The 11,350-nt window shown below is 70.9% G+C and carries 13 protein-coding genes; 9 read left to right on the plus strand and 4 right to left on the minus strand.

The features are described 5' to 3' along the window. Positions 1 to 50: 50 nt before the first annotated feature. Together ACFFGH_RS01500 and ACFFGH_RS01505 are read right to left on the minus strand one after the other, a co-directional pair. A complete protein-coding gene (locus ACFFGH_RS01500; protein WP_386664213.1) occupies positions 51 to 1,058 on the minus strand; it encodes a chorismate transformation FkbO/Hyg5 family protein in 1,008 nt (335 codons plus the stop codon). Next, a complete protein-coding gene (locus ACFFGH_RS01505; RefSeq protein ID WP_386664215.1) occupies positions 1,055 to 2,440 on the minus strand; it encodes an NAD(P)/FAD-dependent oxidoreductase in 1,386 nt (461 codons plus the stop codon). Before ACFFGH_RS01505 ends, ACFFGH_RS01500 begins: the two co-directional genes overlap by 4 nt. Before the next feature lie 92 nt (positions 2,441 to 2,532). Here ACFFGH_RS01505 and ACFFGH_RS01510 point away from each other — a divergent pair, with 92 nt between their 5' ends. The 8 genes from ACFFGH_RS01510 to fabG all read left to right on the plus strand — a co-directional run bounded on the left by ACFFGH_RS01510 (position 2,533) and on the right by fabG (position 9,090). Next, positions 2,533 to 2,805 (plus strand): phosphopantetheine-binding protein, encoded by a 273-nt coding sequence (locus ACFFGH_RS01510; protein ID WP_386664217.1) that lies wholly within the window; start codon positions 2,533 to 2,535, stop codon positions 2,803 to 2,805. A 10-nt stretch (positions 2,806 to 2,815) separates the two neighbouring features. Further along, entirely contained in the window at positions 2,816 to 3,508 is a 693-nt protein-coding gene (locus ACFFGH_RS01515; protein ID WP_386664219.1) for a COG4648 family protein, read from the plus strand. Between the two features lie 100 nt (positions 3,509 to 3,608). Then, positions 3,609 to 3,902 (plus strand): ApeI family dehydratase, encoded by a 294-nt coding sequence (locus ACFFGH_RS01520; protein ID WP_386664220.1) that lies wholly within the window; start codon positions 3,609 to 3,611, stop codon positions 3,900 to 3,902. Further along, positions 3,899 to 4,876 (plus strand): lysophospholipid acyltransferase family protein, encoded by a 978-nt coding sequence (locus ACFFGH_RS01525; RefSeq protein ID WP_386664222.1) that lies wholly within the window; start codon positions 3,899 to 3,901, stop codon positions 4,874 to 4,876. Before ACFFGH_RS01520 ends, ACFFGH_RS01525 begins: the two co-directional genes overlap by 4 nt. After that, positions 4,788 to 5,474, plus strand: coding sequence for a LolA-related protein (locus tag ACFFGH_RS01530; RefSeq protein WP_386664224.1), 687 nt, complete (start codon positions 4,788 to 4,790; stop codon positions 5,472 to 5,474). Before ACFFGH_RS01525 ends, ACFFGH_RS01530 begins: the two co-directional genes overlap by 89 nt. Next, complete coding sequence (locus ACFFGH_RS01535) at positions 5,471 to 7,831, plus strand: MMPL family transporter (RefSeq protein ID WP_386664226.1); 2,361 nt, start codon at positions 5,471 to 5,473, stop codon at positions 7,829 to 7,831. The genes ACFFGH_RS01530 and ACFFGH_RS01535 overlap by 4 nt, the downstream gene beginning before the upstream one ends. Further along, on the plus strand, positions 7,828 to 8,283 hold the full coding sequence (locus ACFFGH_RS01540; protein ID WP_386664228.1) for a hotdog family protein: 456 nt from the start codon (positions 7,828 to 7,830) through the stop codon (positions 8,281 to 8,283). Before ACFFGH_RS01535 ends, ACFFGH_RS01540 begins: the two co-directional genes overlap by 4 nt. Before the next feature lie 72 nt (positions 8,284 to 8,355). Next, positions 8,356 to 9,090 carry a 3-oxoacyl-ACP reductase FabG gene (gene fabG, locus ACFFGH_RS01545; protein ID WP_386664229.1) on the plus strand — a complete coding sequence of 245 codons (735 nt, stop codon included), beginning with the start codon at positions 8,356 to 8,358 and terminating at the stop codon, positions 9,088 to 9,090. 388 nt (positions 9,091 to 9,478) lie between these two features. On the opposite strand, the gene ACFFGH_RS01550 is transcribed toward fabG, so the two are convergent. Both ACFFGH_RS01550 and ACFFGH_RS01555 read right to left on the minus strand, forming a co-directional pair. Further along, complete coding sequence (locus ACFFGH_RS01550; RefSeq protein ID WP_386664231.1) at positions 9,479 to 9,901, minus strand: Sbal_3080 family lipoprotein; 423 nt, start codon at positions 9,899 to 9,901, stop codon at positions 9,479 to 9,481. Positions 9,902 to 10,045: 144 nt separating this feature from the next. Then, positions 10,046 to 10,804, minus strand: coding sequence for a hypothetical protein (locus ACFFGH_RS01555; protein WP_386664233.1), 759 nt, complete (start codon positions 10,802 to 10,804; stop codon positions 10,046 to 10,048). Between the two features lie 133 nt (positions 10,805 to 10,937). Between ACFFGH_RS01555 and ACFFGH_RS01560 the strand changes: the two genes are divergently transcribed. Next, on the plus strand, positions 10,938 to 11,348 hold the full coding sequence (locus tag ACFFGH_RS01560) for a hypothetical protein (protein WP_386664234.1): 411 nt from the start codon (positions 10,938 to 10,940) through the stop codon (positions 11,346 to 11,348). Positions 11,349 to 11,350 lie beyond the last annotated feature (2 nt).

Raw genomic sequence — 11,350 nt, forward strand, 5'->3', positions numbered from 1 at the left:
GATCGCAGCTCTGGCTCTGCCGGAACGCGTGCATGGGCGACATCGTGTGGCTAGCGGTGGACGCCGTCGATCTCCACGCGCAGCTCGCGCCGGCACACCGCGGCATGCAAAACGATGCGCGGCACGTCGGGGCCGAGGCGCGCATCGAGCGCGGCGGCGACGGTTTCGAGCTCGTCGCGATCGCGCACGTAGACCTTCAGGCGCGAATCCGGCCCGAACCGCGCCGGCAGCGATGGCCGGCGCGCGCGCGCGGTCGCCAGCAGGCTGTCGAAGTTCGCGAGCGTCTCGTCGATCTGGGCGATGACGCAGTCGGCATGCAGCGAGCGGTGGCCGACGATCGAAGCCGTGCCCGACAGCAGCAGCGGCAGGTCCCCGGGCGGCAGCATCGCGCGCGCGAAGCTCGGCGGTTGCGGGCCGTATTCGCGCGGGTAGCAGTACGCGCTGAGCTGACGCGGGTTTTCCAGCGGCGTGCCCGGCACGCGTGCGGCCAGCCAGTAGACCTGCAGACGTGATCCCGCCGCGCCCGGACGCGGGCGGCCGATCGCGGTCGCGGCCGGCAGCGGCCCCTCGATCGCCGTACCGAGGCCGTAGCCGCGGCCCAGGCAGAACCGCTTGTAGCGCTCGTCGTCGCCGTCGCCTTCGGTGATGCCGTCGAGGTAGTTCCAGACCCGCAGCAGATGCGGGTAGCCGCTCGCGGCGGTGAATGCGAGCAGCTGCCGGTACGCCTCCTGCGAGGCCGTGCCGATCGCATCCGGGTCGTCGCCGGCTTCTTCGACTTCGAGCGCCCCGAACTGCAGCGCGCCATCGTGCGACCACGCGATCGCACCGTCGCGTCCGTGTTCGACCGCGCGATCGCTGCGCCAGACCTCGAATGGCGCCGCGCCGTGCGGCGGCAGCTGCACGCGCAGGTAGCGCGGATCGGCATGCACCGGCGCGGCGTCGCCGAAGCCGAACGCGGCCAGCACGCGCGCATCGCCGAGCACCTCGGCCAGCGGCTGCGTGAGGTAGTCGACGCGCAGCACCGGCGCGTTTGTTTCAACCAGCGGGGCGGCGCTCATGCGCGTTCGGCCGCCGCGCCCGGTTGCAGCGTCTCTTCGGTGAACACCACGCGCGCCTGCCGGCGGCGATGACGCCAGTCGCCGAGCGCCTGCGCGGCACCGCCGAGCGCGGTCAGCAGATAGATCAACCGGAACACGCGCAGCCGCCAGCGCACCGCGGCGCTGTCGAACACGTCGCCGGCGAGCATCGCGATCACCGCATCCTCGACGCGCAAGGCGTTACGCGGGTTCGAGAACAGGCGCTTCATCGTCGGCGTGGTGAAGCGGTAGATGAACCACTTGAACTCGCCGAGCCCGCGCGAGAGATGCCGTTCGAGCCGCGCCATGCGCGCGCGTTCGCAGGCTGGATCGCGCAGCGCGGCATCGACCGCATCGGCGCCGAGCTCGGCGCTGTTCATCGCCAGGAATACGCCGGACGAGAACATCGGGTCGACGAATGCCCACGCATCGCCGAGCAGCACCCAGCCCGGCCCGCTCATGCGCGTGCATTCGTACGCGTAGTTGCCGGTCACGTGCACCGGCGCGACGCGCGCAGCGCCCTGCATGCGCGCGGCCGCGGCCGGCACCGACTGCAACGTGCGCATGAGGAAGCCTTCGCTGTCGCCGCGGCGCTGGCGCAGCGCATCGGGCGTGCAGACCGCGCCGACGCTGGTCACGCCATCGCGCAGCGGAATCATCCAGATCCAGCCATGCGCGTGGCGGATGATCGTGACGTTGCCGGCATCGTCGCCGGGGCGGGGCTCGACGCCCTCGAAGTGGCTGAACACCGCCGCCGACTGGTGGCGCGGATTCTTGCGCTTGAACTTGAGCTGGCTGCCGATCGCGGTATCGCGCCCGCTTGCATCGACGACGAAGCGCGGCGCGAACACCAGCGCCTCGCCATGCTCGCCGGTCGCGTGTACGCGCTGGGGGCGGCCGTCATCGCCGAACTCGATCCTGCCGGCGCTGGTGCGCTCGCGCGCATCGACGCCGGCCTCGCGGGCGTGCTCGAACAGCAGCGCGTCGAACTCCTCGCGCCGGACCTGGAACGCGTAATCGCAGCGCGCGCCGAGTGCGCGGTCGAAGCGGAACGTGTTGTAGCGGCCGTCGTCGAGCGGAAAATCCGCGCCGCGCTTGAGCACGCCGATCTCGCGTACGCGGTCGAGCACGCCCAGTCGCTCAAGGATCGGCATGTTCATCGGCAGCAGCGATTCGCCGATGTGGAAGCGCGGATGCGCGGCTTTTTCGAGCACGGTCACGCGCCAGCCGCGCCGCGCGAGCAGTGTCGCCGCAGTGCTGCCGGCGGGCCCGCCGCCGATCACGAGCACGTCGGTCTCGATCGGCGCACAGGCGGGGGCGGCGCCGACCGCGGTCGCGTCCATGGGGCAGAAGCTGGAATCCATCACGCCATGATATCCGGGGCGCTTCGCGCGGTTGCGCCGGACCGCGCGATGCCGGATCGTGGCGCCTTTCGCAGCCTGCCCTGGATCACCCGATGTCCGCACAAACCCCCGCCGAAGCCGAACTCGCCCAGCTGCTGGTCGACAGCCTGAACCTCGAGGGCGTCGAGCCGGGCGGGATCGACCCCGAGGCGCCGCTGTTCGGTGCCGGGCTTGGGCTGGATTCGATCGACGCGCTCGAACTGGCGCTCGCGATCAGCAAGCGCTACGGCTTCCAGCTGCGCAGCGACAGCGACGAGAACCGCCGCATCTTCGCGTCGCTGCGTTCGCTTTCGGCGCATATCGAACAGCACCGCGTCAGCGCCTGAGCCGACCGACGTGTCCGGCACCGCCGCCGCGCAGGTGCTCCTCGCGGTGGCCTATCCGTTTCTGGCCCACTGGGCGAGCGAGCGCGGCGGTGGCCTGCCGGCCGCGCTGACGCTGGCTGACCTTGCGCTGCTGGTGCTGATCGGCCCGCTCGCGCGCGGCAGCGTCTGGGCGTGGGTGCTCACCGCCGGGCTCGGCGCGATGCTTGCCCTGAATGTGGAGTCGCGCTGGCTGCCGGTGCTGCTGCTCGCGCCGCCGGTGGTGTTCACTGGGCTGGTTGCGTGGTGTTTCGCGCGCAGCCTCGCGCCGCCGCGCACGCCGCTGATCACCAAGATCGCCGCCGCGATCGAATACGACGACCCGGCGCAGATGCCGCCTGCGCAGCAGCGCTACACGCGTGCGCTGACCGCGGCCTGGGCCTGGCTGCTCGCCGGGCTCGCGCTCGCGAACCTGCTGCTGGCGCTGATCGCAGTGCCGGATGGCGTGCTCGCCCGGCTCGGCCACGTGCCGCCGATCGCGATTTCGCAGACCACCTGGTCGTGGTTCGCGAACCTGCTCAACTACGGCGTGGTCGGCGGCTTCTTCGTCGGCGAATACCTGCTGCGGCACCGATTGTTCCCGCAGCGCAACTACCGCAACTTCGGCGAGTTCCTGCGCCGCATGGCCGGGCTCGGGCCGCAGTTCTGGCAGCGCCTGTTCGATTGAGCCCGCTGATCGGCCGCTGATCCGGTTAGAACCGGCGGCTGCCGCCACGGCCGGCACACGCTCGCTTATCCTGTGCGGCCTTGCTCGACCCCTGCGCCCGATGCGCTTTTCGATCGCCCCCGACCATCCCTGCCTGCCCGGGCATTTTCCGGGGCGTCCACTGGTGCCGGGCGTGGTGATCCTCGACCGCGTGATCGAAGCGGTCGAGGCCGCGCATGGCCCGCTTGATGCGCTGCGCCTGCCGCAGGTCAAGTTCCTGCAGCCGCTGCTGCCGGGCGAGACCGCCGAGATCGAACTCACCCCGGCCGCCGACGCGCCGCGCTGGCGTTTCAGCGTGCGCCGCGGCGAAACCGTACTCGCAACCGGCGAAGTCGCCGCCGGAGCCGCGCCATGACCGCCGACTGGACCCGGCGGCCCGAAGGTGGCGGCAGGTTCGCGCTGTGGCTGATCCGCTCGATCGCGCGCTATGGCGGTCGCGCGCTGGCGCGCCCGCTGCTGTGGCCGATCACTGCGTATTTCCTGATCAAGCGCGGGCCCGAGCGGCGTGCATCGGCCGCGTATCTGACGCGCGTGCTGGGCCGGCGCGCAGGCCTGCCGCAGGTCGCGCGCCACATCCATACGTTCGCCTCGACGATCCTCGACCGCGTGTTCCTGCTCAGCGGGCAGCTGCGCCGGTTCCGCATCGGCATCGACGGACTCGAGGCGCTGCATGCGCAGATCGACCTCGGGCGCGGCGTGCTGCTGTTCGGCTCGCACCTGGGCAGCTTCGACGTGCTGCGCGTGCTCGCGCGCGAGCGCCCCGACGTGCAGGTGCGCGTCGTGCTCGACAAAGGGCACAACCCCGCGGTCACGCAGCTGCTCGATGCGCTGAATCCGGAGATCGCACGCAGCGTGATCGATGCCGGACAGGACGGGCCGTCGATCGTGCTCTCGATCAAGCAGGCGACCGATGCCGGCGCGCTGGTCGCGCTGCTGGTCGATCGCACGCGCCCGGGCGAGGCGTCGGTGGCCGCGCCATTCCTCGGCCACACCGCGCAGTTTCCGACCGCGCCGTGGCTGATCGCCACGCTGCTCGGCGTGCCGGTGTGCCTCGCGTTCGGACTGTACCGCGGTGGTCGCAACTACGAGCTCGCGTTCGAGCCGTTCAGCGACGGGCTGGCGGCGGACCGGCATAACCGCCAGGCATTGCTGCGCGATTGCGTGCAGCGCTACGCCGCGCGGCTGGAGCACCACGCCCGCCGCGCGCCGTACAACTGGTTCAACTTCTTCGACTTCTGGCATGCCGATGACGCTCATTCCCCGTCGCCCGACCCTGCGCCGGCTCGCAGCACTGCTGCTCGCCGCGACGCTGCCGCTCACGGCGGCTGATGCGCACGCGGCGCCGGTCGCCGCCGACTGGATCCTGTCGCGGATCGCACGCCCGGCGCCGATGCGTACGCCGTTCGTCGAGCTGCGCGGCTCGGCGCTGCTGAAGACGCCGCTGCGCATCGCCGGCGAATACCAGCGCCCGGACGCGCACACGCTGGTGCGCGACGTGCGATCGCCCTACGCCGAGACGACCACGATCGCCAGCGGCACGGGCGGGGGCGGTGACGTCACGATCGCGCGTGCGGGCAAGTCGCCGCGGCGGTTTGCGCTGGCGCGCGCGCCCGAACTGGCCGCGCTGCAGGCCAGCTTCGGTGCGCTGCTGGCCGGCGACCGCGCGCAGCTCGAACAGCACTACCGCATCGGCGCGGCCGGCATGCGCGAGCGTTGGACGCTGACGCTGACGCCGAGGGACGCGGCGCTGGCGGCGAAAGTGCAGGGCATCACGCTGTACGGCCGTGGCGCCGAGCTGCGCTGCATCGAGACGCAGATGCCGAAGCAGCCGCTGCAACGCACGCTGCTCGCCGGCGCCGCGCGTGCCGCCACCGAGGTGCACGATGCGGCCGCGCTCGCGGCGCTGTGCCACGGCCGCGGCGCTTGAGCCCGTCCGCGCGCCGACTGGCGCTCGCGTTCGCCTGGCTTGCGCTGCTCGCGCTGGCAGGCCTGTGGATCGGCCGCCAGCTGGAGATGACCGGCGACCTTCGCCGGTTCATGCCGGCCGCGCGCACGCCGGCGCAGAAGCTTCTGATCGACGAACTCGGCGAAGGGCCGGGCTCACGCCTGCTGCTGGTCGCGATCGCAGGCGATGAGCCGGCCGCGCTCGCCGCGCAGTCCGATGCGCTGCGGCGCGCGCTCGCGACCGATCCGCGTTTTGCGGTGGTCGCGAACGGCGACGACGCCGGGCTCGAAGCGATTCCCGAGCGGCTGCGGCCGTACCGCTACCTGCTGACCCCGTCATTCGACGCGCGTGCGCTCGATGCCGACCTGCTGGCCGAAGCGCTCGAAGAGCGCGTGCAGGACCTGGGTTCGCCGGCGGCGGCGCTGATCGAGCCGCTGCTACCATCGGACCCGACGCTGGAGACGCTCGCGCTCGCCGACGCCTGGCAGCCCGAACACCTGCCGCAGCGCCTGCACGGCGTGTGGTTCGACCGCGCGGGCCGGCAGGCGCTGCTGCTCGCGCAGACGCATGCGGCCGGCTTCGACCCGACCGGCCAGGCCGAGGCCGTGCACGCATTGCGCGCGGCATTCGCGCAGGTGCGTGGCGACAGCGCGTCGCAGCTCGAGCTCAGCGGGCCCGGCGCGTTCTCGGTCGAGATCGGCGGCCGCACGCAGCGCGAGGCCAGCCTGATCGGCACGATCGACAGCTTCGTGTTCATCGCGCTGATGTGGCTCGCCTACCGCACCTGGCGCGCGCCGCTGCTCGGAGGGCTGCCGCTCGCTAGCGGCGGCCTCGCCGGGCTGGCCGCGGTCGCGCTCACGTCCGACGGCGTGCACGGCATCACCGTCGCGTTCGGCTTCACCCTGATCGGCGTTGCGCAGGACTATCCGATCCACCTGTTCAGTCACCAGCGCCCGGGGCTGTCGCCGTGGACAAACGCGCGCGCGCTGTGGCGCACGCTCGGCACCGGCGTGGCGTCGACCTGCATCGCGTACCTGACGTTCTTCGTTTCGGGCGTGGAGGGCCTGCGCCAGCTCGCGGTGTTCACGATCGTGGGCCTGGCGACCGCCGCGCTCGCCACGCGCTTCGTGCTGCCGGCGCTGATCGATGCCGACGGCCCCGGCGCGTTCCGCGACGTCGCGGCCTCGCGGCGACTGGCGCGCCTGTGGGACCGCGTCGAGCGCTGGCCGCGGCTGCGCGCGCCAGGGTATGCGGCGCTTGCCGCACTCGCGATCGCGGTGGCCGCGCTGATGCCCGGTTCGTTCTGGCAGAACGACCTGTCCCGGCTCACGCCGGTGCCGGCCGATGCGCTGGCGCGCGATGCGCGGCTGCGCGCCGAGCTGGGTGCGCCCGACGTGCGCTATGTGATCGTGCTGCAGGGTCGAAACACTGAAACCGTGCTGCAGGCGTCCGAGCGGCTGCGGCCCGCGCTCGAGGCCGCACGCACCGAAGGCGCGCTCGAAGGCTACGACCTTGCCGCGCGCTACCTGCCCAGCGCTGCGACCCAGCGCGCGCGCCAGGCGCGTCTTCCGTCACCCGAGGCGCTCGACGCTGCGCTGTCGCAGGCGCTCGCGGCCAGCCCGTTCCAGCCCGATGCGTTCGCGCCGTTCGCGGCCGACATCGAGCGCGCGCGCACCGCCGCGCCGCTGCGCGCGACCGACCTCGCCCGCACGCCGCTCGCGAGCACGATCGACGGCCTGCTGCTGCAGCGCAGGGGCCACGCGACCGCGCTGGTTTCGCTCAACGGCATCGCCGACGTGGCCGCGGTTGCGCGCATCGCCGAGCGCCACGGCGCGCAGCTGCTCGACCTCAAGCACGCATCCGAGTCGCTGGTGGCCGCCTATCGCGAGCGCGTGCTGTGGGCGCTCGCACTCGCGGCCGTGCTGCTCGCGTTGACGGTCTGGGCCTCGCTGCGCACGCCGCGCCGCGTGCTGCGCGTGCTCGCACCGATGGCACTGACCACGCTGCTGATCCTGGCGGTGTTGCGCGCGTTCGGCGTCGAACTCAACCTGTTCCACCTCGTCGCACTGATCCTCGCCGCCGGGCTCGGGCTCGACTACGCATTGTTCTTCGACCATGCCGGCGACGAGCGCGAAGAACAGCTGCGTGCGCTGCATGCGACCGCGGTCTGCAGCCTGACCACGATGCTCGTGTTCTCCCTGCTCGCGCTGTCGACGATTCCGGTGCTGCGCGCGATCGGCAGCACCGTCGCGCTCGGCGTGGTCTGCAATTTCGTGCTCGCGTTGCTGATCGTGCGGGGGCCGGCCCAAGGCGCGCACGCGACGGAGACTTCCCGATGACGACACCGACCGCCGCGTTGCAACGCGATGCGATCGCGGCTTTGATTCCGCATCAGGGCGCGATGTGCCTGTGGGACGAAGTGCTCGACTGGGGTGCGCAGTCGATCCGCCTGCGGGCATCGAACCACCTCGATCCGGCCCATCCGCTGCGCAGCGGCGACCGCCTGCATGCGGTGCATCTGTGCGAATACGGCGCGCAGGCGATGGCCGTGCATGGCGGGCTGCGTGCGCAGCAGGCCGGCGGAGTCGCGCGCCCGGGCATGCTCGTCGCGCTGCGTGGCGTGCAGCTGCATGTGGCGCGCATCGACACGCTCGTTGCGGCGATCGAATGCGAGGCGCAGGTGCTGGTCGAAGGCGACGGTGGCTGGCAGTACGCGTTTCGCATCACGCACGAAGGCGCGTTGCTCGCCGAAGGCCGCGCTGCGGTGCTGCACGGGCCCGTGCCCGGCTGATCGGATGCGTTGAAGTCGCGGCGCGCGGTCCGCTCCGCGACAATCGCGGTTTCGATTCAGACGGACACCGCCATGACTTCACCGACCTTGCGCCGCGCCCTCGTCACCGGCGGCAGTGGCGATCTCGGCAGCGCGATCTGCATGCGCCTGGCCGCCGCCGGCCTGCACGTGATCGTGCATGCGAACGGCAACCTTGCACGCGCCGTGCAGGTCGTCGACACGATCCGCAGCGCCGATGGCAGCGCCGAGGCGATCGCGTTCGACGTCGCTGACGCGGACGCGGCGCGTCATGCGGTCGAGTCGTTGCTTGAAGCCGGACCGATCCAGGTCGTCGTCAACAATGCGGGCATCCACGACGACGCGCCGATGGCCGGCATGAGCCAGGTGCAGTGGAAGCGCGTGATCGACGTGTCGCTGCACGGCTTCTTCCACGTCACCCAGCCGCTGCTGCTGCCGATGGCGCGCACGCGCTGGGGCCGCATCGTCAGCGTGTCATCGGTTGCGGCGGTGCTCGGCAATCGGGGCCAGAGCAACTACGCCGCGGCGAAGGCGGCGCTGCACGGCGCGAGCAAGTCGCTCGCGCGTGAGATGGCCGCGCGTGGCATCACGGTCAACGTCGTCGCCCCCGGCGTGATCGAAGGCCGCATGGCGAGCGAAGCGTTCCCGCCCGAGGCGATCAAGCAGATCGTCCCCGCCGCGCGTGCCGGCCGCCCCGAGGAAGTCGCCGCGCTGGTGGGTTTTCTGTGCTCCGACGACGCCGGCTACATCAACGGCCAGGTGATCGGAATCAATGGAGGGATGGGGTGAGCGGCCGCGCTTGCGATGGTCCGGTGGACCATCGCGCGGCCGCGAACGCCCGCCGCCCCGCGGCGGGCCGGGGCGTACACCCCACACCCTGCGATGCCTGACGCGCTTGCGATGGTCCGGTAGACCATCGCGCCCTCGCGAACGCCCGCCGCCAAGCGGCGGGCCGGGACGTCCAGCTCACATGCGGCAATGGCTGACGCGCTTGCGATCGTCCGGTGGACCACCGCGCGTCCGCGAACGCCCGCCGCCAAGCGGCGGGCCGGGACGTCCACCTCGCGCCCTGCGATGCCTGCGGCACTCGCGAGGCGTGTCCTTCCGGCGGCCGACCCGAAGCCTTGAACAAGCTTCCGGGGCAGGGCTCAACGACCATGCACAGCAATCATCGGCGTTATTGGAACAGCTCGTTTACCAGCCCGGCGATGCGCTTTTCGCCGCTTCCAAACTTGTCGAGGCGACCGCCACCAGCTCGGCCGTCGTAGAGAGCCTTGCCGGCCTCCGCGCCGTCGCGGTACACGACGATCTCGGCGTAATTCAAGTAGATCGCGAGGTCCCATGACCAGCGCCCGGTATAGGTGCTCGTCAGCCTGCAAGAGTCGACTGCGCTGCCTTTTGGAAGCATGCGGACCGTAAAGCCGCGCGCCTCCAGTTCCCGACGGTACGTTTGCAAGAAGCCTTCTCGGACGGCGGGGTCTTCGATAAGGCAGATCTCCCTTTCGCTCGCGACGGTCGATACCGGTCTGACCTCGCGAGTGATCGAGCAGCCGGTCGCCACCATTGCGACCAAGGCAACCGTCAGCAGCTTGTAGCGCATTGTTCTGTTCCCTGAAAGAGTTGGGAGTCGCACGAGTACCGCTGTCGAAGCACGCTGTCGAAGCACAGCGCTTTTGCAAAGCGATCAGTCGGAATGAGCGCCTCCGAAGCCGCTCATTCCGCTGACCGCTCGGCTCCAACTCTGTTACTGCACCCCGAAGTCGTACGCGACTGCGGCGATGCCCGGCTGCATGAAATACGCCCAGAAGCCCATGCCCGACGGCAGCTCGGGCGAGACGATGAACGCGTATTCCTGGCCGGCCTGCAGTGGCTTTTCGGGCTTGATCAGGTAATGGCCACCGCCGAGCTCCTCGCTGACGACGTTGATCTCGCGATCGCTGCTGTTGCCGTCGAACACGACATAGCGGCCGCCATCCTTGTTGTCGGCCATGTGCAGCAGGCGCACCTTCAGCGGATCGACGCTGGTGACGAACGACGGCTGGCCGTCAGTGCGCACGCGCGCCTTCGAACCCTGCACGGTCATGAACGTCTCGGAGTTCAGGAACGCGCCGGCGACCGGGATCCAGCGGCGGCGGTTGGACACCTCGGCGGTGACGCGCACCGGGCTGATGTTGACTTCTTCGCCGGTGGCGTTGCGCCAGGCCAGGCTCTGGCGGCTGGAGTCGCTGGTGCGCGCGACCGGGCCCGACGACGCGGTGCCGGCCTGCACCATCTTCTGTACGAGGCTGGCCGGCACGCCGGCCTTCTTGAGCTCGCCGAGTGCCTTCGGGCTGGTGTCGAAGCGCGTGCGCGAGCTTTCGATCTTCGCCGCGATCACGCCCTCGTCGAGCCCGAGCTTGACCATTTCGACCACGGCCGCGTTATCGACCGGCTCGTTCGCATGCGACTGCGTTGCAACCAGCAGCCCGAGTGCGAGCGTTGCCGTCAGGATCCTTCTGTTCATCCGTGTAGTCCATGTGGTCAGGAGGCGCGGAATTTGGCATCCAGCTCGAGCATTCGCAAGCGCTGGCCCTCCACGTTGCGTACAGCATCGCCGTGCCAGCCTCGAAGCCTCCAGGCGATGCAGCAGGCTCGATATGCGAAACGCGATACTGGCGACGTTGCTGGCGGTGGGCCTGAGTGCCTGTGCCAGCACCCAGAAAGTCATGCTCGGCGCCGCGCGCCCGGCGATTTCGCCGCAGCAGGTGCAGGTCTACCAGGCGCCGCCGCGACGCTACGAGGAGATTGCGCGGCTCGATTCGTCGAGCGCGGTCGGCTTCGGCACGCAGGGGCAGACGAACGCGGCGATCGACCGCCTCGTGCGTGAGGCCGCGGCGCTTGGCGCGAACGGCGTGCTGCTGCTCGGTGTCGACACCGTCGGCTCGCCGGTCAGCCTCGGCGTCGGTGGCGGCTCGTTCGGACGCAGCGGCGGGGTGTCGGTCGGCGCAGGCGTGCCGACCGCACAGCGACGCGCGGCCGGCATCGCGATTCACGTGATCGAGCCCTGACC

The organism is Lysobacter korlensis (assembly GCF_042434515.1).

Coding starts and splice junctions, on each gene's coding strand:
- ACFFGH_RS01530 (WP_386664224.1), top strand. CDS start 4,788: ATGCCGATGACGCTCATTCCCCGTCGCCCGACCCTGCGCCGGCTCGCA.
- ACFFGH_RS01555 (WP_386664233.1), bottom strand. CDS start 10,804: ATGAACAGAAGGATCCTGACGGCAACGCTCGCACTCGGGCTGCTGGTT.
- ACFFGH_RS01505 (WP_386664215.1), bottom strand. CDS start 2,440: ATGGATTCCAGCTTCTGCCCCATGGACGCGACCGCGGTCGGCGCCGCC.
- ACFFGH_RS01540 (WP_386664228.1), top strand. CDS start 7,828: ATGACGACACCGACCGCCGCGTTGCAACGCGATGCGATCGCGGCTTTG.
- ACFFGH_RS01560 (WP_386664234.1), top strand. CDS start 10,938: ATGCGAAACGCGATACTGGCGACGTTGCTGGCGGTGGGCCTGAGTGCC.
- ACFFGH_RS01500 (WP_386664213.1), bottom strand. CDS start 1,058: ATGAGCGCCGCCCCGCTGGTTGAAACAAACGCGCCGGTGCTGCGCGTC.
- ACFFGH_RS01520 (WP_386664220.1), top strand. CDS start 3,609: ATGCGCTTTTCGATCGCCCCCGACCATCCCTGCCTGCCCGGGCATTTT.
- fabG (WP_386664229.1), top strand. CDS start 8,356: ATGACTTCACCGACCTTGCGCCGCGCCCTCGTCACCGGCGGCAGTGGC.
- ACFFGH_RS01550 (WP_386664231.1), bottom strand. CDS start 9,901: ATGCGCTACAAGCTGCTGACGGTTGCCTTGGTCGCAATGGTGGCGACC.
- ACFFGH_RS01510 (WP_386664217.1), top strand. CDS start 2,533: ATGTCCGCACAAACCCCCGCCGAAGCCGAACTCGCCCAGCTGCTGGTC.
- ACFFGH_RS01525 (WP_386664222.1), top strand. CDS start 3,899: ATGACCGCCGACTGGACCCGGCGGCCCGAAGGTGGCGGCAGGTTCGCG.